This window comes from Pantoea sp. SGAir0184 (assembly GCF_043544755.1).
On record NZ_CP028050.1, the window covers coordinates 1,836,054 to 1,856,923 of the forward strand.

Annotated in this window: 17 protein-coding genes, 1 tRNA gene and 1 other RNA gene; 9 read left to right on the plus strand and 10 right to left on the minus strand. The window is 57.7% G+C overall.

Going from position 1 to position 20,870, the window contains the following annotated elements; genetic code table 11:
• Nucleotides 1–142 precede the first annotated feature (142 nt).
• The 3 genes from phoH (at nt 143) to C1N60_RS08490 (ending at nt 2,371) form a co-directional block, all read left to right on the plus strand.
• Nucleotides 143–931 carry a phosphate starvation-inducible protein PhoH gene (gene phoH, locus C1N60_RS08480; RefSeq protein ID WP_021509913.1) on the plus strand — a complete coding sequence of 263 codons (789 nt, stop codon included), beginning with the start codon at nt 143–145 and terminating at the stop codon, nt 929–931.
• Between the two features lie 98 nt (nt 932–1,029).
• On the plus strand, nt 1,030–2,037 hold the full coding sequence (locus C1N60_RS08485) for an XdhC family protein (protein WP_394521645.1): 1,008 nt from the start codon (nt 1,030–1,032) through the stop codon (nt 2,035–2,037).
• A gap of 196 nt (nt 2,038–2,233) precedes the next feature.
• Nucleotides 2,234–2,371, plus strand: a complete 138-nt coding sequence (locus tag C1N60_RS08490) for a hypothetical protein (protein WP_021509915.1) — start codon at nt 2,234–2,236, stop codon at nt 2,369–2,371.
• Nucleotides 2,372–2,532: 161 nt separating this feature from the next.
• On the opposite strand, the gene hxlB is transcribed toward C1N60_RS08490, so the two are convergent.
• The 3 genes from hxlB to C1N60_RS08505 all read right to left on the minus strand — a co-directional run bounded on the left by hxlB (nt 2,533) and on the right by C1N60_RS08505 (nt 3,909).
• On the minus strand, nt 2,533–3,093 hold the full coding sequence (gene hxlB / locus C1N60_RS08495; RefSeq protein WP_394521646.1) for a 6-phospho-3-hexuloisomerase: 561 nt from the start codon (nt 3,091–3,093) through the stop codon (nt 2,533–2,535).
• A 548-nt stretch (nt 3,094–3,641) separates the two neighbouring features.
• Nucleotides 3,642–3,773, minus strand: a non-coding RNA gene (locus tag C1N60_RS08500) — RtT sRNA.
• A 48-nt stretch (nt 3,774–3,821) separates the two neighbouring features.
• Nucleotides 3,822–3,909, minus strand: a tRNA-Ser gene (locus C1N60_RS08505).
• Between the two features lie 244 nt (nt 3,910–4,153).
• Here C1N60_RS08505 and phoA point away from each other — a divergent pair.
• On the plus strand, nt 4,154–5,560 hold the full coding sequence (phoA, locus tag C1N60_RS08510; protein WP_394521647.1) for an alkaline phosphatase: 1,407 nt from the start codon (nt 4,154–4,156) through the stop codon (nt 5,558–5,560).
• Between the two features lie 5 nt (nt 5,561–5,565).
• Here phoA and C1N60_RS08515 read toward each other — a convergent pair whose 3' ends face one another.
• Nucleotides 5,566–6,741 carry a YbfB/YjiJ family MFS transporter gene (locus tag C1N60_RS08515; protein WP_394521648.1) on the minus strand — a complete coding sequence of 392 codons (1,176 nt, stop codon included), beginning with the start codon at nt 6,739–6,741 and terminating at the stop codon, nt 5,566–5,568.
• Nucleotides 6,742–6,827: 86 nt separating this feature from the next.
• Between C1N60_RS08515 and C1N60_RS08520 the strand changes: the two genes are divergently transcribed.
• Nucleotides 6,828–7,622, plus strand: a complete 795-nt coding sequence (locus C1N60_RS08520) for a helix-turn-helix transcriptional regulator (RefSeq protein WP_058757432.1) — start codon at nt 6,828–6,830, stop codon at nt 7,620–7,622.
• 38 nt (nt 7,623–7,660) lie between these two features.
• Here C1N60_RS08520 and gap read toward each other — a convergent pair whose 3' ends face one another.
• The 5 genes from gap to C1N60_RS08545 form a co-directional block, all read right to left on the minus strand.
• Nucleotides 7,661–8,671 carry a type I glyceraldehyde-3-phosphate dehydrogenase gene (gene gap, locus C1N60_RS08525; RefSeq protein ID WP_394521649.1) on the minus strand — a complete coding sequence of 337 codons (1,011 nt, stop codon included), beginning with the start codon at nt 8,669–8,671 and terminating at the stop codon, nt 7,661–7,663.
• Nucleotides 8,672–8,748: 77 nt separating this feature from the next.
• On the minus strand, nt 8,749–9,729 hold the full coding sequence (locus tag C1N60_RS08530) for a GlxA family transcriptional regulator (protein WP_059009576.1): 981 nt from the start codon (nt 9,727–9,729) through the stop codon (nt 8,749–8,751).
• 347 nt (nt 9,730–10,076) lie between these two features.
• Complete coding sequence (locus C1N60_RS08535) at nt 10,077–10,349, minus strand: hypothetical protein (RefSeq protein WP_394521650.1); 273 nt, start codon at nt 10,347–10,349, stop codon at nt 10,077–10,079.
• Nucleotides 10,350–10,748: 399 nt separating this feature from the next.
• Nucleotides 10,749–13,142, minus strand: a complete 2,394-nt coding sequence (locus C1N60_RS08540; protein ID WP_059009574.1) for a glycoside hydrolase family 31 protein — start codon at nt 13,140–13,142, stop codon at nt 10,749–10,751.
• An 11-nt stretch (nt 13,143–13,153) separates the two neighbouring features.
• Entirely contained in the window at nt 13,154–14,455 is a 1,302-nt protein-coding gene (locus C1N60_RS08545) for an MFS transporter (RefSeq protein WP_058771183.1), read from the minus strand.
• Between the two features lie 364 nt (nt 14,456–14,819).
• Between C1N60_RS08545 and uxuA the strand changes: the two genes are divergently transcribed.
• The 4 genes from uxuA (at nt 14,820) to uxuR (ending at nt 19,810) form a co-directional block, all read left to right on the plus strand.
• Entirely contained in the window at nt 14,820–15,998 is a 1,179-nt protein-coding gene (gene uxuA / locus C1N60_RS08550) for a mannonate dehydratase (RefSeq protein ID WP_394521651.1), read from the plus strand.
• 64 nt (nt 15,999–16,062) lie between these two features.
• A complete protein-coding gene (locus C1N60_RS08555; protein WP_394521652.1) occupies nt 16,063–17,544 on the plus strand; it encodes a fructuronate reductase in 1,482 nt (493 codons plus the stop codon).
• The gene (gene uxaC / locus C1N60_RS08560; protein WP_394521653.1) at nt 17,541–18,959 is read left to right on the plus strand and encodes a glucuronate isomerase; all 1,419 of its coding nucleotides are present in this window, start codon (nt 17,541–17,543) and stop codon (nt 18,957–18,959) included. The genes C1N60_RS08555 and uxaC overlap by 4 nt, the downstream gene beginning before the upstream one ends.
• A gap of 74 nt (nt 18,960–19,033) precedes the next feature.
• Nucleotides 19,034–19,810, plus strand: coding sequence for a Uxu operon transcriptional regulator (gene uxuR / locus C1N60_RS08565; RefSeq protein ID WP_031280188.1), 777 nt, complete (start codon nt 19,034–19,036; stop codon nt 19,808–19,810).
• A gap of 427 nt (nt 19,811–20,237) precedes the next feature.
• On the opposite strand, the gene C1N60_RS08570 is transcribed toward uxuR, so the two are convergent.
• Nucleotides 20,238–20,852: a Fic/DOC family protein gene (locus C1N60_RS08570; protein WP_058757532.1), complete on the minus strand. Its 615-nt coding sequence runs from the start codon at nt 20,850–20,852 to the stop codon at nt 20,238–20,240.
• Nucleotides 20,853–20,870: the final 18 nt, after the last annotated feature.

The window sequence follows — 20,870 nt, forward strand, 5'->3', positions numbered from 1 at the left end:
GCGGCAGCGTTTCGGCGTTGTTGCACACTTTTCTCACTGGCTCGATACGGCTTACAAGGAAGCCAACAAAACCTCTAAAGCGTTCAAATCATCGCCGCGGGTGATCCGCCGCGATAAATGAAACCAACTGTAAGGTGCCACTATGGGAAGACAGAAAGCAGTGATCAAAGCGCGTCGTGAAGCCCGCCGAGTGCTTCGCAGTGACTCTCGCAGTCATCGTCAGCGTGAAGAAGAATCGGTCACTTCGCTGGTGCAGATGGGTGGGCTGGATGCAATTGGCATGGCGCGCGATGTGCGTGACCGGTCACCAATTGAGGCCAGAAACGATGCTCAGGCGCACTATCTTAACGCCATAGAAACGAAACAGCTGATATTCGCGACCGGTGAAGCCGGCTGCGGTAAAACCTGGATCAGCGCTGCGAAAGCAGCCGAGGCCCTGATCAATAAGGACATCGAAAGGATCATTGTGACGCGCCCGGTTTTACAGGCGGATGAAGATCTCGGTTTCCTGCCAGGAGACATCTCCGAGAAATTCGCTCCCTATTTCCGACCGGTTTACGACGTTCTGGTTAAACGTCTCGGCGCTTCCTTTATGCAGTACTGCCTGCGACCCGAAATCGCCAAGGTAGAGATTGCGCCCTTCGCTTATATGCGCGGACGTACCTTTGAGAATGCGGTGGTGATTCTGGATGAGGCGCAAAACGTCACCGCTGCGCAGATGAAGATGTTCCTGACCCGCCTGGGCGAAAACGTCACCGTCATTGTCAACGGTGATGTCACCCAGTGCGACCTGCCCGCCAGCGTCAAATCTGGCCTTGCCGATGCGCTGGCGCGCTTCGAAGAGGATGAGATGATTGGCGTGGTGCGTTTCGGTAAAGACGACTGCGTTCGCTCGGCACTGTGCCAGCGCACGCTGCATGCTTACAGTTAACCTTAAAAAAATAGCTAATCTCAACCCGGCTGCGGCCGGGTTTTTCATTGCTATGCTTACGGGACGAAAAAGGGCGGAAACGATGAGCGGAGAAAGTCATGCACTCTCTTGATGTGCAGGTGGTAAGGATGGCGCAGCAGTGGGCGGAAGCGCAGCCGGTGTGGCTGTGTACCGTGCTCAGCACGTACGGATCATCGCCGCGCCCGCCGGGCGCGATGATGGTGATTCGCGCCGATGGGCGCTACAGCGGTTCCCTTTCCGGCGGCTGCGTCGAGGAGAATTTTATCACCCGCGTTCAGCAGCAGGCGTTCTCTGCCGCCAGTCAACGGGTGCGCTACGGCGAGGGGGGCGATACGCCTGATCGCGCGCTGCCGTGCGGCGGCGTACTGGATATTCTGGTCGAACGGTTGCCTGCCGGTGCCGCTACGCTGCGCTATTTACAGCAGCTGGAGGATGCGCTGACCGGCGCGCGTGCCATCACTAAACGCCTGACGCTGCCGCAGCCGTGTCACGCCCTCGAACCGGCGCCTTATACCCGTCGCGCCCGCACCCAGGTCACTGACGGTGAAATCGTTCTGACCCTGAGTGCCGCGCCGCGCCTGATCCTTGCCGGACTCTCCAGCGTCGCCGTTTACTGTGCCAACTTCGCGCTGGCGCTGGGATTCGAAACCATCGTCTGTGAACACCGTGAAGAGGTGCTGAGCAATATGGCGGCCGAACTGGCGCCGGATGTCAAACTGGTGCAGCAGTTTCCGGCAGTGTATCTGGAACGCGAGGGCTGTCATGCCGCCACGGCGATCCTCTCGCTGACGCATGATGCGCGTATTGATGATCTCACCATGATGGAAGCGGTCAATCTGCCGGCATTTTATCTCGGTGCGATGGGCTCGCAGCGCAACAGCGCAAAACGCAAAGCGCGCCTGAGCGCGATTGCGGAGCTGACGCCGGCGCAGTTGCAGCGCATTCACGCACCGGTTGGGCTGGATATCGGCAGCAAAACCCCGGCGGAGATCGCGCTGGCAATCATGGCGGATATTGTGCGTCACAAAAATGGGTTAGCGGCAACGGATGCGCTCAGCCCGGTGCACGCAGCGTCTGAAGGATAACATCACTCACCCCACGAAAAACCCGGATGCACCAGGATGCCAGCAGACGGGCAAACGGCTATGCCAAATTTTCGCGCCGCAAATAATCAATAAGCTGTGCTTTATGTTTCATGATGTGATCAACGCTTGCGCTTTACCGGTAACATCTTATCTTCAGAGAAGAGTGTACAAACACCTGAACTGAGAAGGGGTATTTATGGCTAAGCGTCATTGGATTAAATCAATTGAAATTACGGCAATTATTGTCTTCGCGCTGGTGATCGCCTGGCTGGCCGTCACAGGCATCCTGTCATCAACCGGCCTCGATCATGCGTGGCCTTATCCACATCAATAACTGACTCCGGCACCAGGGAAATCAATTACGCTTAAATATAAACAGAATAAATTATCTAACCTGCACACCCGTATCAACGGCGACACCGTGTCAGCACACAGGGTTTTGGTGTCAGATTTGCCGCGTATAAATCAGCGACGTTCGTGAAACGCGTTATTCTGTTATTCAAAGTCCGCATGGCGGCTGAACATGCTCTCGCTGGTTTCACCGCACTGATGCATGATTTCAAGCACCATGGCGTCACAGGTAATGAAGCAGAGTTGCTCAAAGGCCGAGCCCATTGGCTGCGAGAATCGTCCGGCGCTGCGTGCGTTATCGGTTTTAACGTTGCCGGGTAACACCAACACGCATTTGGCCAATCTGCCGATGCCTGAATCTGTTTTCAGGGTAATCAGCGCCACATCGACACCGCGCTCAACGGCGTTCAGCGCCAGTGCTTTCAGGCTCGCGGTTTCGCCACTGCCAGAACCAATAATCAATAAATCGCCAGGTCTGGAGTGGGGTGACGAGATTTCACCGACCAGGCTGACCGAGAAACCCAGATGCAACAGACGGTTAGCGAACGCGCGGATAGCAATGCCGCTGCGCCCGGCACCCTGCAGGAAAATGTGTTTCGCGCTGCGAATTTGTGCGATGAATGCCTGCGCCTGGCTCTCGTCTATCTGCCGGGCGTTGTGCGCGAGTTCGGTAAGAATATGGGATACGTTTGACTGAACGGCCATGTTAATGTTCTCCCGTCAGGCAATGGTTCGTCCGTCTCATTAAACAGCGAAAAGAGTGGCCGGAACATACCCGGTGCTTTTTCAGTCTGGTCATCACGCATTCCCTCTTGATTCAAAGACCTCATCAGTAGATGAAAAGGATACCCTGCAGAATTTCCGGTAAGAGTACACGGTCCGCTGCCCACGCGATATTGCAGCGAAAAGGGATCTTTCGATTATGCGTCCTGTGGCACAAAAGCACCTGGAGAACAGACAAATAAAAATGCCCGGCTGTTAACCGGGCACCTATATATAAATGATGGCGGTGAGGGGGATTGATGTCACCCGGCACATCCCTGTGCCTCGCCCTTCGGGTGGCTTGCAGCCATGCAAAACGGCTATCCTGCCATTTTGTCGCTTCGCTCACCCTGCGGGCAGCGTCGCAGGCTCCGCTGTCCAACTGGCATGCGCCAGTTGTCGAACCCCCAACCGGGGATTCTCATCCCCCCACGCGTGGAGAATATAAATGAAAAAAGCCCGTACTTGCGTACAGGCTCTTCTCTGAATGATGGCGGTGAGGGGGGGATTGATTCGCTTCGCTCACCCTGCGGGCAGCGTCGCAGGCTCCGCTGTCCAACTGGCATGCGCCAGTTGTCGAACCCCCAATCGGGGATTCTCATCCCCCCCAGGTCGGGAGAATATACAAATAAAAATGCCCAGCTATTAACTGGGCACTTTTATATAAATGATGGCGGTGAGGGGGGGATTCGAACCCCCGATACGTTGCCGTATACACACTTTCCAGGCGTGCTCCTTCAGCCACTCGGACACCTCACCACATTTTTTTGTTAACCGCACTGGGTCAACGGGGCGCTACTATAGGGAGTTCAGCGATAAGGGTCAAGGTCTATTTTCTCCTTTTTTTCTATTCGCTTAACCTCTGCGCAGATTGCCTTAAGCCTCTCCACTTTGCCGCTTTTGTCATCAAAACATTCCTTAACTGACACAAAAGTGTCACCGCACTGTCGCAGACTTGTCGGCGGAAACATTTGGTTATATCTACGGATAAGGATGCTGATAAATGAAACGCTTACCTCTTTTCACGCTCTCTCTGCTGGCTTCACTCACCACCATGTCCGCGCTGGCAGAGAGCGCCAGCTATCAACGCGCCGCCACCGGCGATATCACCCAGCAAGGCGGCGCGCGTCGCCTGAGCGGCGACCAGACCGAGGCGCTGAAAGCCTCATTGAGCAATAGCACGGCGAAGAATGTCATCCTGCTGATTGGCGATGGTATGGGCGATTCCGAAATCACCGCGGCACGCAATCAGGCAATGGGGGCCGGCGGTTTCTTTCCCGGTATTGATGCGCTGCCGCTCACAGGCCAGTACACCCATTACTCGCTGGACAAGAAAACGCATAAGCCAAACTACGTAACGGATTCTGCCGCGTCGGCCACCGCCTGGGCCACCGGCACGAAAACTTATAACGGCGCGATTGGCGTCGATGTCAACGGCACAGATCAGGTCACGCTGCTTGAGCTGGCCAAAGCAGCCGGCAAAGCCACCGGCAACGTCTCCACCGCAGAACTGCAGGATGCCACGCCGGCCGCGCTGATGGCGCACGTTACCTCGCGCAAATGCTACGGCCCGGAAAAAACCAGCGAGTTGTGTCCGGGCAACGCGCTGGAGCAGGGCGGGAAAGGATCGATCAGCGAGCAGCTGCTGCAAACCCGTCCCGACGTCACGCTGGGCGGCGGCGCCAAATCTTTCGCTGAGCGGGCTAAAGCGGGCGACTATCAGGGCAAAACCCTGCGCGAGCAGGCCGAAATACGGGGATTCCAGCTGGTCGATAATCTCGCCGCGCTGAATGCGGTACAGCAGGCGAATCAACAGACGCCACTGCTGGGGCTGTTCTCGGAGGGCAACATGCCGGTGCGCTGGCAGGGGCCGAAAGCTAGCTATCACGGCAATCTGGATAAACCGGTGGTGACCTGTGAGGTCAATAAAGATCGTCCGGCATCAATGCCAACCCTGGCGCAGATGACGCAAAAAGCCATCGACCTGCTCAGCCACAACGACAACGGCTTCTTCCTGCAGGTGGAGGGCGCGTCGATTGATAAGCAGGATCACGCCGCTAACCCGTGCGGTCAGATTGGTGAAACCGTCGATTTAGATGAGGCGGTGCAGGTGGCGCTGGCGTATGCGCGCGAGCACGGCGATACGCTGGTGGTGGTAACCGCCGATCACGCGCACAGCAGCCAGATCGTCGAAAACGGTACCAAAGCGCCGGGTCTGACTCAGGCGCTCAACACCAAAGATGGCGCGGTGATGACCATCAGCTACGGTAACTCGGAAGAGGATTCCCAGGAGCACACCGGCACCCAGTTGCGCATCGCGGCCTATGGTCCGCACGCGGCGAATGTGGTCGGCCTGACCGATCAGACCGACCTGTTCTTCACGCTGAAGCAGGCGATGGCACTGAAGTAAGCGCGTCAGTGCGGGCGGATGCGGAGCACCAGCAGTCCGCCCAGCACCAGTCCGCCAGCGGCCAGCAGCAGCGCGGGGTGCAGTGAAGCAAAAATCTGCACGCTGGCAGCGGAGATCAGCGGCCCGATTAGCTGGCCAGTGGCATAGCCTGACGTCAATATCGCCACGGTTTTTGCCACGCTGATATTGGAGACGGCGCGCGCCAGCTGCATCGACAGCTGCATAATCGAAAGAAACCCCAGCCCGACTATCACCGTTGAGATCAGCAGCCCGTTCACGCCCGGGATGAGCACGCCGCTGGCCACGCCCAGCCCCTGCAGGATCATAATCCACGCCAGGCTGAGGCGCGTATTCAGGCGCGCTGAAAACAGCATAATTAGCACCACACCAGCCACTGCGCAAAGTCCAAACAGCGGCCAGAAAAGCGCTGCCAGCTGACCCTGAGCAAACAGGCTATGCGCCATTTGTGACAGAAACGTCGCGGGCAAAATGTAGCCGAAACCGGCCAGCGTATAGGCCAGCCATAGCCGTTTCACCTCGTGACCCGGAGCCGCCGACGCACTTTCCCGCTGCCGGGCTGGGAGCGACGCGGGCAGCGCGCGCCACAGCAGCAGCACGCCAGCCAGCGCGACCACACCGTAGAGTTGCCAGGCGCGATCGTCATTCAGGTGTAACCGGGTGATAAGCCACGCCAGCACGCCGCTCAGGGTGATGCCAGCTCCCGGGCCGGCAAATACCGCGGCGGACATGCGCGGAGCCTGCTGCTGTGCCAGCACCATCTGCGTCCAGGAGGTGACGATAATCAGGGCCCAGGCACCACCGATACCCGCCACCACACGGAACAGGCACTGCAGCACCCAGGCATGACTAAAGCCGGAGAGCAGAGTCACCAGCGCGGTGGCCAGCAAACCGGCCTTCAGGTAGCGCGCGTGATGGGCGGTGATCCGGCTCACGTGCAGTGCACCCAGCAGGTAGCCGATGTAATTCATCGCCGCCAGCACACCAGCGCTGGAGAGGGTCAGGTGACCGTTGGCGATCATCAGCGGGATCTGCGGCGTGAGTGAAAAGCGGCCGATACCCATTACCACAATCAGGGTCACCATGCCGGTGAGCATGGTGATCAGGCTCACCCGGGTGTGCCGGACTGCTTGCCGTCCGGCGGAAACTGAATCTGCTGACATACTTTGCTTTACTCCGCTGAGATACCTTACTCTGTCCGGTGATAGTAAATGTCAATCAGTCAGTGAAAAATGGGGTGGTTTATCCTATGACTACAGGTCATACCCAGGCCGTAAAATCGCGTGGTGAAGATGTGAAAAACTTCCTTACCCGCCAGCGCGCGCGTATTGATCCGCAGATCTATGGCTTCAGCCGGCAAAACCGGCGCGTCAGCGGACTGCGGCGCGAAGAAGTGGCACAGCTGGCGGCGGTTAGCGTCAGCTGGTACACCTGGCTCGAGCAGGGTCGCGACATCAGTATTTCGCCCGCTGCGCTGCAGCGCATCGGCAAAGTGCTACAGCTCTCGGTCACCGAGCAGGAGTATCTTGAAGCGCTGGTGTTTGGTAACGCACATTCGCAACCTTTCAGTCATGAATTGCCGCCTGAGGTGAGGGCGATGGTGGATGCGCTGGACCCACATCCGGCGTTTGTGCGCCGCGCCAACATGGATATTGTCTACTGGAATCCGGCGGCGCAGTCGCTGATTGTCGACTGGGCGGCCCTGCCACCGGCGGATCGCAACTCGCTCAAGCTGATGTTCATCAGTGAAGCCTACCAGCAGCGCATTCATGGCTGGGAAGAGGCGGCGCGCCATACGCTGTCGGCGTTTCGCGCCGGTTATGCCGCCAGCAATCAGGCGCAGGAATTCGAAGTGGTGATCGAGGATTTGCTGGCGCGCAGCGCCGGGTTTCGCACGCTGTGGAATGACCATGATGTGGGGAAAATCGGCGCGGGCAATAAAACCCTGATTGATGTCGAAGGCAGGATGCAGACATACACCTTTACCTCGCTGCAAATTGAGCAGGCACCGGGTATGCATCTGATCTTCTATCTGGCGCATTAGCGCGGCGTGCGCGGGTCGGGCGCACGCCGCCGGGGAGATTACAGACCGCGCTGTGCCATCAGGCGCGCGAGGTCAACCAGACGGTTGGAGAAGCCCCATTCGTTATCGTACCAGGCAAGGATCTTCACCAGGTTGCCACCAATCACCAGCGTCGATAAGCCGTCGATGATCGATGAACGCGCATCGCCCTGATAATCGCTGGAGACCAGCGGCTCATCGCTGTAGCCGAGGATACCCTGTAGCGGACCCGCAGCAGCAGCGGCTTTAAAGGCGTCATTCACCTCTTCGGCCGTCACGTCGCGTTTCAGCGTCACCGTCAGATCCACTACCGACACCACCGGCACCGGCACGCGCAGCGAGTAACCGGTTAAGCGGCCTTCCAGTTCCGGAATCACCCGGCCGAGCGCTTTAGCTGCGCCGCTGGAGTACGGCACAATCGACAGCGCCGCCGCACGCGCGCCGCGCAGATCTTTCTCTGGCTGGTCGTGCAGCGCCTGGCTGTTGGTATAGGCATGGGTGGTGTTCATCAGACCGTGCTCAATACCAAACGCCTGATGCAGCACCTGCGCGGCGGGCGCCAGGCCGTTAGTGGTACAGCTGCCGTTGCTCACCACAAAGTGCTGTTGCGGATCGTAGCGCTGGTCGTTGACGCCCATCACAATCGTCAAATCATCATTTTTGCCCGGCGCAGAGATGATCACGCGTTTGGCGCCGCCGTGCGTGATATGTACCGCGGCTTTGTCACGCTCGGTAAAAAAGCCGGTGGCTTCGATGACGATATTCACGCCCACTTCACGCCAGCGAATATTGGCCGGATCGCGCTCGCTGAACACCCGCACTGGTTTGCCATCAATGCGCAGCTCGCCGTCGCCAGCGCTGACTTCGGCTGGCAGCCGACCCAGCAGGGAGTCGTGCTTCAGCAGATGCGCCAGCGTTTTGCTGTCGGTGAGATCGTTAATCGCCACAATATCGATGTCGCTGCTGCCCAGCGCGGCGCGGAATACGTTACGTCCGATACGGCCAAAACCGTTAATGCCTACCTTGATCATGACTGACTCCTTAGTGAAGTTACTACAGTCACTGTAGGCCGGAGGCACGCTGGCGTAAACGACAAAAAAGGATCACTTTACGCCATTTTGCGGCTGTGAAAGCGCTGGCGATATTCGTTGGGCGTGAGATGCAGCTGGCGTTCGAAGCTGCGCCGCAGGTTGATACTGCTGCCGAAGCCGGTGGCGATGGCGATGCGTTCCAGCGTTTCGCGCGTCTGCTCCAGCCGTTCGCGCGCCGCCGCCAGCCGCGCTTCAGCCACATAGCGCGCCGGTGAAACGCCGGTTTCGCGGCTGAACACGCGGGTAAAGTTACGCGGGCTCATCGCCACCTGGGCCGCCAGTTTCTCCACCGACAGGTCTTCCGCCAGATGGGCGGCGATCCAGCTCTGCAGCTGAGCAATCGGCCCCGACTCGCTGACGGACTGCAGGTGAAAGCGGCTGAACTGCATCTGGCCGCCGGGACGACGCAGATACATCACCATATCCTGCGCGATGTCGCGCGCCACGCTGAAACCAAAATCTTCCTCTACCAGCGCCAGTGTCAGATCGAAGCCGGAGCTGACGCCGCCAGAGGTCCAGATTGGGCCGTCCTGGATATACAGCGGGCCGCCTTCAACCTGCACGCGCGGATAGCTGGCCTGCAGCGTGTCCAGCAGACGCCAGTGGCTGGTGGCGCGCCGGCCATCCAGCAATCCCGCCTCCGCCAGCAGCATCGCCGCCCCGCAAATCGACACCACGCGGCGCGCCTGCGGGGCAGCCAGCTTAATCCAGTCCACCACCATGTTGCGTTCTTCGGGGTTATCACCGCGGCCGGTAATCATGATGGTGTCCCAGCGTTCGCGCGGGTCGAGTTCTGCCAGTTTGAGATCGGCGAGCAGATTGAGGCCGGACTGGCCGTGGATCACCTGGTGCGGCTGCGTGGTCGCAATGCTGATGCGATAGCGTGCGCCAGCAACGCCCACCGGCAGGTGCAGGTTGGCGTGCATCAGGATGTCGGCGATACCCGCCGCTTCGAACAGCATGCCGCCGTCCGGGACAATAATCAGAAAGGTTTTCATGGCGTAAAATGTACCTGCACCACGAAAGAAGTCAATGCAGCAAGGGCTATCAGGCGCGCGAGCTGAATACCCGGCCGCGGCCATCAGACGGGGCGCTTCCGGCCTGTTGGTTCAGGCGCTATATTTATATAAAATCATGATGTCGCAAATGATCTTATATCCATCATCGTGCAGTTAAAAATATCTGCAGACTGAAGCGTTGAATGCCAGATTAATCAGGTGTCTGTTATTTTGGAAGTGAAATGCCAGGATGGGTTAAGAGAAACACTGTTTTATAAAGCATTCCTTTGCCAGGCAGTGATAATGACTAGGATAATGAGCAGCTGAGTAAATCAGACTTAAAACCATCAATTATATTCTACCTGCAGAAAAGTCAAACCACGCTCACGGATAATGCGCGCGGTGCCCAGCGCGTAAGGTAATTCACGCGCGGCACTATTAACCTGCAGGGTTTCGCTCTTTTTAATCCCTTCGCGCGTGCAATTCAGCGAGACGCTGCGCGTCACCGCATAATCACAGGAGGGTTCAACAATCGCGCCGACGAACGTGATTTGACCGTCGGCGGCAAGGGTGGCGTGGCTGGCAAGTAAAGCCATCATCGGTAACAGCAATCTTTTCATCACAGAGGCCCTTTGAGAAGTCGGGAATTACCCGGTTAATGTCGTCTTAATGACTAATAGCGCGCCACAGTTGAATATTGCTTAAACCGCGGCGTTTCCGTATTAAGGCATATTATTACGATGGCTTAGCCAGTGCGTCGTCATGTTTTACGCAATCGCCTCAGCAATAAACGCTTATGCCTGCATTAAGCGCAGCTATTATATTAGTAAGCAACCAGGATTAATCGGGTGAGCAGGGTGGTGAAATAAGCGTATTAAACCGGATAGATTTATTCGCGGGATAACGTCGGGACAGAAAACGGGCAGATATCGTGGTGGTGTAAGCTGCTGAGGGAGAAAAAAGCGGGCTGCGATGAAGGTAATCAGGCGCACCCGACATCGGTGCGCTCTTGTGGTTTATCAGCTGCGGGAAATCTGCGCCAGCGTCACGTCGGCTGGCGCAGCGCCTGCGGCGACACCGTCGATAAACAGCGCACGCTGTTCACCGGCGGGCAGGGCAATCTGCAACGTTTGCCATGCCGGCTGATAGTCACCCTTGCGCCGTAACCTGAGGTGAATGGCTGTGGCTTCGCAGCGCATTTCCCACTGCAGCCACAGCGCATTACCCTGCTGATAGCCCCAGGATTCGCCATCATCTTCGAACAGTTCGCCGTGGCTAACGCCTTTGCCCTGCAATGGATAAAGCTGCAGCGTGCGACGATCGTCTGCGGCGGCGTCGACGTGAGCAATACGCTCGCTGAGTGGCAGTGCCGCACCTGCGCGCACCAGCAGCGGCTGCGTTTCCAGGGGCGCAGGTAAGGTGATCCACTGACCACCGCTGTACCACTGCTGCGTGGCGAAATCATACCAGCCTGTCTGGTTGTCGGGCAGCCACAGGCGGCGTTCACGCTGGCCGGGTTCCACCACGCTGGCGACCAGCAGATCGCGGCCGAGCAGGAATTCATCACACTCAGCAAAGGTCTGGGCATCGTGTTCATGATCGAGGAACGTCGGGCGCAGCATCGGTTCATCGTCCGCATGCGCCTGCCACAGCAGCGTGTAGAGATACGGCATCAGGCGATAGCGCAGCGCGATGGCAGCCCGAATCGCGGGTGTGACCGAAGGATACATCCACGGCTCATTCACGGTGTGATCGTCATTCCACGAATGAATGGTGAAGCGCGGATGCATGACGCCATTCTGCACCCAGCGTACAAACAGCTCCGCGTCGGGTTTATCGCCCGAGAAACCGCCGACATCGTGACCGATGTTATACAAGCCGGACAGGCTCATGCCAAGGCCCATGCGAATGTTGTAGCGCAGCGAGGTCCAGTTGGTGCGGTTATCGCCGCTCCAGGTTTGCACGTAACGCTGCATCCCGGCGCAGCCAGAGCGCGAAATCAGAAACGGTCGCTGTTCGGGGGCAAAGCGCTGTTGCGCTTCCATCGAGGCGCGCATCATCAGTAGCGGCATCACCGGGCGAATATGCTTGATGGCAATCGGCGTGCCGAAGCCGTGACAGCGCGCTTCGCCGTCCCAGACTTCATACTCGTTGTTATCATTCCAGGTGGCGTCGATGCCTTTTTCCAGCAGCTGACGGGTGACGTTCTCCTGCCACCAGGCCACCGTTTGCGGATGGGTGAAATCGAGGTGCGATCCTTCATCATCCCAGAACACCGAGCGCTCGGGCACATCTTCTTCCGAATCGCGGATAAACAGTCCCTGAGCCGCGACTTCTTCATAGCGCGGGTGATCCTGCAGCAGGCAGGGTTTGATGTTGGCCGCCAGGCGCAGGCCGGCATCGTGAAACGCCTCGCTCATCGCTTCCGGCTGCGGCACTTTGTCGTAGTTCCAGTTGAACACATAACGCTTGTTATTGATGGAGGTATAACCCGAAGAGAGCTGGAAGGAGTCGCACGGAATAGCGTGCTCTTCGCACAGGCGAATAAAGTTCATCAGCTGGTTTTGCGCGTCCGGCGCATCGGTGTAGTGCATGGTCGAGCCGCTGTATCCCAGACTCCATTTGGGGCCGAACAGCGTTTTACCGGTCAGGCGCACGAAGGTTTTGGTGATATCCAGTACCCGTTTGCCGACAAACAGGTAGTAATCGATATCGCCGCTCTCCGCCTGCCAGCGGCGATACGGCTGGTGATAGTTATCCAGCTCGTTACCCAGATCGAACCAGCTGGTGCTGAGGTTATCGTAGAACAGGCCAAAGCTGACGTCGTTACGCCGCGTGAGGGTGAAGGGCACATGTTTGTACAGCGGATCGGTGGAGGAGGCGTTGTAACCCATAGCATCCAGATTACGCATCTCATAGCGTTTGCCGTTGCGTTGCAGATCGCCGGTTTTTTCGCCCAGACCGTAGTAGCGGTCGTCCGCCATGCGGCGCTGATAGTGCGCCACGCCGTCGCCGTGTGCGTTGATCTGATAGGCGCTGGTGGGGCGATCGCCGGTTAGCAGTTGCCAGTCGCCTGCGGCATCACGGTACTGCCACTCCAGCGCCAGTGGCTGACGCACCATCACGCGCAGCGTGTCGGTACTAATAGTCAGACAATCGGCTTCTTCCTCCAGCGTAAAACCGGGCAGGCTAAACCCGGCCAGGCTGTCGCGCGGACGCCCTTCCCACGGAACATCCTGTTCGGGTGCTATGCTCCAGGTGCGGTCAAGACTGTAGTTGCCGTGGCGCTTGATCACCACGCGGAACAGACCTTTTTCCAGCACGTACAGGCACAGATGGTGTTTGCCATCGACGTTAAGCACCACATGGTGACGATCAGAATGGGCTAAGGACCAGTTTTTTAAGGTTTTCATCGTTACCTACTTCATTGGGTCGCTGAACGACGCTCAGCAATAAACGCAATCAGGAAGACTGCACCGATCAGGTCAAAGAAGCCCATGGCGACAAACAGCGGGTTAAAGCCGATTTTGTCAGCCGTCACGCCAATCACCAGCGAAAACAGGAAGCTGGAGATCCAGGCAAACGAGCCGCGCATGCCATTCACCGTGGCCATCTGGCCCTTATCAAATTTTTCCACCACCAGCGCACTCAACATGCAGGAAATGATCTGATGACCAAAACCGCCAATCGAGATCAGGGCAATCGCGACGTAGGGGTCTTTGGTCATCGCCACCAGCGCCAGCGACAGCATCAGAAAGGCGCCGGTGACCGAGCTGGCGACAACGGAATTTACCTGCCTGAAGCCAAACAGCCGGGTATAGATGCGCGTCAGGTAGCCGCTGGCTGCACTGCCGAGATCCGCCGCGAGGAACGGCAGCCAGGCGAACATGGCAATCTGTTTCAGGTCCATTCCCAGGTCTTTTGCCAGATAGAGCGGTACCCAGAAGCTCAGCACGCCCCATGCCGGTTCAGCCATAAAAGCGGGAATGGCGATACCGTAAAAACGCTTGTTTCTGGAGACGGTTTTCAGGGCTTTGAAGAAGGGCAGTTTGACCGCCGGTGGCTCATTATCCTGACGAATAAAGGCCAGCTCATCGCTGCTGAGATTCGGGTTACGTTCCGGATCGCGATACAACAGCCACCACAGCACCACCCAGCCCAGAGCCAGACAGCCGGTAAACAGGAACGCGCCCTGCCAGCCGAACGAGGCGTGGGCAAAGTAGATGATGGGGGGCGCCAGCATAGCGCCAATCGAGAAGCCGACGCCGGCCCAGCCGGCCGCAATTGGACGCTCTTTTTTCGGGAACCATTCACCAATCACTTTGGCGTTAGCCGGCGTGGCGGCCGCTTCAGCTCCGCCCATGACAAAGCGCAAGATGGCCAGGTGCAACCAGCTGGCGGCGCCGGCATGGAACAGACAGGCCAGCGCCCAGATGGTGGCGCAGATCAAGAAGCCGAGTTTGAGGCCAATGACATCAATCAGCCAGCCGCAGATCGGTTGAAAGAAGGTATAAGCCAGCTGAAAAGCGCCGACTATCCATGAATATTGTTCTGTGGTGATGCCGAGACTGGTTTTCAGCTCGGGTGCCAGAATGCCTAACGAGTTACGGGTAATGTAGTTGACGGTGACGCCGGCCAGAAACAGCACCAGCACCCACCAGCGCAGATGACGGATGACGCGTTTCGTGCCGGTTGCGGCAATCCCTGGGTTCAAACTGCGGTTCATCGGATTCTCCATTCATTATTAACAGCATGTGTGAGCAACGTCTGTGACTGCCTGGCCGGAGGTGGAGTCCATACCGGCCAGCGCATAACCCCTGGCCCTTGATTGCCGGGCGTGGCGTGATGCGTCCTGTTTTAACCATCCGCCGGGAGTGAACCACAGTTAGGCCAGGTGGTCGCCAGCCTGATGCGGTATTTGTGATCTGGTTAACCAAAATCATTTATCAGGTTGACTTCCGCCGGTGAAAAGCTGAATTTGACGCTGCGCAGGCACTTTTTACGACTCAGAAAGCGCTTCGCTTGTAAAATTGGTCAACCAAAATGGAAGGGCTTTGAGGATGATGCTCAGGCCCGCAGGAGAGAACGACATGAAGCAGACCTGGCGCTGGTATGGCCCTGACGATCCCGTTTCACTCGCCGATGCCCGACAGGCGGGCGCTACCGGCATTGTGACTGCCCTGCATCACATCCCGAACGGCGAGGTGTGGCCAGTGGAGGAGATTTTGCAGCGCAAAGCGATGATTGAGGCGGCCGGGCTGGTCTGGTCGGTGGTGGAGAGTGTGCCGATCCATGAGGAGATCAAAACCGGCAGCGGGCAGTGCCAGAAGTGGATCAGCAATTATCAGCAGTCGCTGCGCAATCTGGCGCAGTGCGGCATCCACACCGTGTGCTACAACTTCATGCCGATTCTGGACTGGACGCGCACCGATCTGGCGTTCGAGCTGCCGGATGGCGCGAAAGCGCTGCGCTTCGATCAGATTGAATTTGCGGTATTTGAGCTGCATATCCTGCAGCGTCAGGGCGCAGAAAATGATTACAGCGCTGACGAGATAGCCCAGGCCGCTGCGCGCTTCGCCAGCATGAGCGAAGAGCACAAGCTGCGGCTAACGCGTAACATCATCGCCGGATTACCCGGCGCGGAAGAGGGCTATACGCTGGCGCAGTTTCGTGCTCAGCTGGCGCGCTATGACGGCATCGACAAAGCCCGGCTGCGCGAGCACTTTGCCACGTTTCTGCGCGGCATCATCCCGGTTGCTGAAGAGGTCGGTATTCGCATGGCGGTACATCCGGACGATCCGCCGCGCCCGATCCTCGGCCTGCCGCGTATCGTCTCCAATGCCGACGACCTGCAGTGGATGATCGACACCATCGAGAGCCCGGCCAACGGCTTCACGATGTGTACCGGTTCGTACGGCGTACTGGCGGAAAATGATTTAGCCGGCATGGTGAAACGTTTTGGGCCGCGCATCTATTTTGCCCATCTGCGCTCAACCCGGCGTGAAGCCAACCCCAAAACTTTCCACGAAGCCGCGCACCTTGGCGGTGATGTCGATATGTTTGCGGTGATCAAAGCGATTGCCGAAGAGGAGCAACGCCGTCGTAATGCGGGGCAGGAAGACCTGATCCCGATGCGGCCCGACCACGGGCATCAGATGCTGGACGATCTGCACAAGAAAACCAACCCGGGTTATTCCGCGATTGGCCGACTGAAAGGTCTGGCTGAGATTCGTGGCGTTGAACTGGCGATACACCGCGCCTTTTTCTGACGCCGGTCGTCCTGTACCGCTTGCCCGGCGGACGCGCAGTCGCGCCGGACACTGAGGAGTTCACATGCAACACAACCTTGCCGACGCCAGCATTAAGGTGGCGCGGCCCGCATGGCAGCAGCAGCGGCTGGTGCCGCGCATCGTGCACATCGGCTGCGGTGCGTTTCATCGCGCGCATCAGGCGCTCTATCAGCACCATCTGCTGGAGATAAGCGACAGCGACTGGGGCATTTGCGAGGTCAACCTGATGTCGGCCAGCGGCAGACAGCTGGTGGAACAATTGCGCGCGCAGAATTTGCTCTACAGCGTCACCGAGCAAGGCGCGACGCGTCATGACGTCAAAATCATTGGTTCCGTGCATTCAGCGCTGCACCCGGCGCTGGACGGTTGTGACGGCATTCTTAACGCGCTTGCCCGCGCGGAAACCGCCATCGTCTCGCTGACGATAACCGAAAAAGGCTATTGCACTCATGGCGCAACCGGCGAACTGGACAGCACCCATCCGCTGATCGTGCACGATCTGGCCCATCCCCGGCAGCCGAAATCCGCCATTGGCTTTATCGTTGAGGCGCTGCGCTTGCGGCGTGAAGCCGGGTTAGCGCCTTTTACCGTGCTGTCATGCGACAATCTGCGTGATAACGGCCACGTCGCGCGGGCTGCGGTCATCGGTCTGGCACAACGGCAGGATGCGGCGCTGGCGGCATGGATTGAGCAACAGGTCACGTTTCCCTGCACCATGGTTGACCGCATCGTGCCGGCCGTGACGGAAGAGACGCAGCGCGAGATTACCGGGCTGCTGGGCATCGCCGATCCCTGCGGTGTCGCCTGTGAGCCGTTTCGTCAGTGGGTGATCGAAGATAACTTCGTGGCGGGACGTCCCGACTGGCAGCGCGTTGGTGCGCAATTTGTTCCGGATGTCGCCCCCTACGAGTTGATGAAACTGCGTCTGCTGAATGGCACACACTCGTTTCTGGCGTATCTCGGCTACCTTGGGGGTTGTGAAACTATCGCTGATACCATGCAGTTGCCCGCTTACCGTCAGGCCGCGCTGTCGCTGATGCTGACTGAACAGCGTGCCACGCTGACGATGCCGGCAGGCAGCGATCTGAACGCATATGCACATCAACTGCTTGAGCGCTTCAGTAATCCGTCGCTGCGCCATCGCACGGCGCAAATTGCCAGCGATGGCAGTCAGAAACTGCCACAGCGCATGCTGGATTCGCTGCGTTATCATCTGCACCACGGCAGTGACTGCCGGCATCTGCTGCTCGGCATCGCGGGCTGGATGCGTTATATCCTCGGCGAAGACGAAAAGGGCGAGCGTTACCCGGTGGCTGATCCGCTGGTCGCTAAGTTTGAGCGGATTAATCAGCAGTTCCCTTCAGGTCCCGCCCGCGTGCAGGCGCTGCTGGGCATTAACGATATCTTCGCGGATGACTTAGCCGCCAATCCGGCCTTTGTTGCCGCCCTGCAACAAACCTATGACCGCCTGTGCCAGCAGGGTGCCAGAGCCGCGGTTGCATCCCTCAATCCGGAGGCCAAATGAAGCGTTTTATGGATGACGATTTTCTGTTGCATAGCGAGGTGGCGCGTCGCCTGTATCACGACGTGGCGGCGCAGATGCCGATCTATGATTACCACTGCCACCTCAATCCGCAGGAGATTGCAGAAGACCGGCAGTTTGCCAACCTCGGGCAAATCTGGCTGGAGGGCGATCACTACAAATGGCGCGCACTGCGCGCGGCGGGCGTAGAGGAATCACTGATCACCGGTAACACCACCAGCGATTACGATAAATATCTCGCCTGGGCGCAGACCGTGCCAAAAACGCTCGGCAATCCGCTCTATCACTGGACGCATCTGGAGCTGCGCCGGCCGTTCGGCATCACTGACACGCTGTTTGGACCGGAAACCGCCCCGCGCATCTGGCATGAATGTGCGGAGAAGCTGGCCACGCCTGAATTTTCCGCGCGCGGTATTATGCGCCAGATGAATGTCCGCATGGTGGGCACCACCGACGATCCGGTTGATTCCCTGCAGTATCATCGTCAGATAGCTGAAGACAGCAGCTTTGATATTGAGGTGGCACCGAGCTGGCGTCCGGATCGGGTGTTTAAGATAGAACTGGAAGGATTCACCGATTATCTGACCCGGCTGGAAGCCGCCGCGGATGTCAGCATCGACAGCTTTGATGCGCTGCGTGTAGCGCTACTGCGCCGCCTGGACCACTTTTCCGCCCATGGCTGCCGCGCCGCCGACCACGGCATTGAAACGCTGCGCTATGCTGCGGTGCCAGCCGACAGCGTGCTGGATGGCATCCTCAACAGACGCCGCAGCGGTGCGGCGCTGAGCGAGCTGGAGATTGCGCAGTTCAGCACCGCCGTGCTGGTGTGGCTGGGCGCGGAGTATGCCCGCCGTGGCTGGGCGATGCAGTTACATATCGGTGCGATCCGCAATAACAGCACGCGCATGTTCCGTCAGCTCGGCCCGGACAGCGGTTTCGACTCCATCGGCGATCATCCTGTTGCCTGGCCGCTGGCGCGCCTGCTTGACGCGATGGACACCAATGACCAGCTGCCAAAAACCATTCTTTACTGCCTCAATCCGCGTGACAACGAAGTGCTGGCTACCATGGCGGGTAACTTTCAGGGCGCAGGCATGGCGGGCAAGATGCAGTTCGGCTCTGGCTGGTGGTTCAACGATCAGCGTGACGGGATGCTGCGGCAACTGGAGCAGCTGGCGCAGATGGGGCTGCTCAGTCAGTTCGTTGGCATGCTGACCGATTCGCGCAGTTTTCTCTCTTATACGCGGCACGAATACTTCCGCCGCATTCTGTGCAATCTGTTTGGCGAGTGGGTGCGTGACGGCATTGTGCCGCACGATGAAGCCGCGCTGGGTGCGATGTTGCAGGATATCTGCTTCCATAACGCCCGACGCTACTTCACCCTTAACCCACGGTGAAAATCACGCCCTGTGTTATAGTGCAGGGTAGAAAATTTGGCGGCCTAATGTCTGAACCAGCAGAAAAGAGCGTTATGAAACCACAAGCTTCAGCACAGCGACCCTATCAGGAAGTGGGCGAGATGCTTCGCAACATGATTACGCAGAAACAGTACGCGATTGGCGAGCGATTGCCGCCAGAGCGTGAACTGGCGATGCTGCTGAACGTCACGCGCACGCTGGTGCGTGAGGCGCTGATTATGCTGGAGCTGGAAGGGTTGATTGAAGTGCGGCGTGGCGCAGGCATTTACGTGATCAACGACACGCCGGCACCGCGTGCCGCTGCGCAAACCGCCTGCAATGCGGCCGGTCCGTTTGAGATGCTACAGGCCCGTCAGCTGCTGGAGAGCAATATCGCCGAATTCGCTGCATTACAGGCGACGCGTGAAGACATCATTAAAATGCGCCAGGCGCTGGCGCTGGAAGAGCGTGAGCTGGCGTCAGGCGCGGTAAACGACAGCGAAAACGGCGATCGCAATTTCCATCTGGCGATTGCCGAAGCCACGCACAACAGCATGCTGGTGGAGCTGTTCAAACAATCCTGGCAGTGGCGCGAAGACAACGTGATGTGGAGCCAGCTGCACCGGCATCTGATCAACACCAACTACCGCAAAAAGTGGCTCGACGATCATAAAAAGATCCTCGCCGCCTTAATCAAGAAAGACGCGCGCGCCGCGAAACAGGCGATGTGGCAGCACCTGGAAAACGTCAAGCAGCTGCTGCTGGAGTTCTCCGATGTGGACGACATTGATTTCGACGGCTATCTGTTTGAGTCATGGCCGCTGTATGCCACTAACGGATCGGATAATTAGCCTGGCGTAGCTGCTTCAGAAAACATTCGCGCGGCCGCGTTGCTGCCATTCAGTCAATGAAACCGCAATTCGCACAATAGCCGTAGCGGCGCGATTCATCGCCTTACGTGGGGTTTATTTACCGGGCTCATGAGATTCTTTGAAGCCTGATGGGACATCAGATTGCCGAGCCAGAAGGGAACGTGATGTTGGTTCAAAGCTTTGATATACTCTTGAGGCTATGGTGTCTTACGCAACTGCACTGATGTAGAGAGGGCTTAATGACCAACAACAGAAAAAAAGCGCACTCAGGTTATGCTAAACCTTCTCGCTCCGATATCATTCGTTCAGTAGCAACGTCAACGGCTGTTGAAACCGGCCAGTCCTCAGCTAGCGTCGAGGCCTCACTTGAAGCCGCGCGCAAAAAATTCGCGCATCTTCGACTGGCTTAGTGCCTTCTCAGTGCCCGACTGACCCAGTATTTCATTGGCGCGTAGTCCATTGACATACCAGCATGAATAGCCGAAATATACTGGGTTTTATTCTGCTCCCAGCTTTGATAATCCAGCGGTTTGTATCCTCCCTGAACCGCCATGACATCCGCTAACAGCCGCGACAAACGTCCGTTTCCTTCTCTGAAGGGATGTATAAGTATCAGCTCGACATGGGTAACGGCGATAGCAATGATGAGTTCTTCTTCTTCCATGACGTTACAGGGCGTGTAATGCGCAAGATACTTGTTGTATTCGTTCAGCAGTTTTGGCAATTGTGCTGAAGGCGCAAACATAAAACCACCCTTGCTAATATTGACCGTTCTCTCTTGTCCAGCCCATTCGTAGATGTTACCCAGCCAGCGGCGATGCCAGCTTTTTAGTAGCGCGACGTTAAGTTTCCCTTCGGGAAAGTTTTCTTCAAAAACTGACTGGTAGAGTTGTTCTAACAGAACAAGTTCTGCCTCGTTCATCTCAGTGGAATCGGTGAGCCCCAGCTTATTGGCCATGACCTGCTCGCCTGAGTCTTTTTCAAACTTACCTTCACTGCCAGCAACATGGTATCGGCTCATGAGTGCGCTCTGTAATAA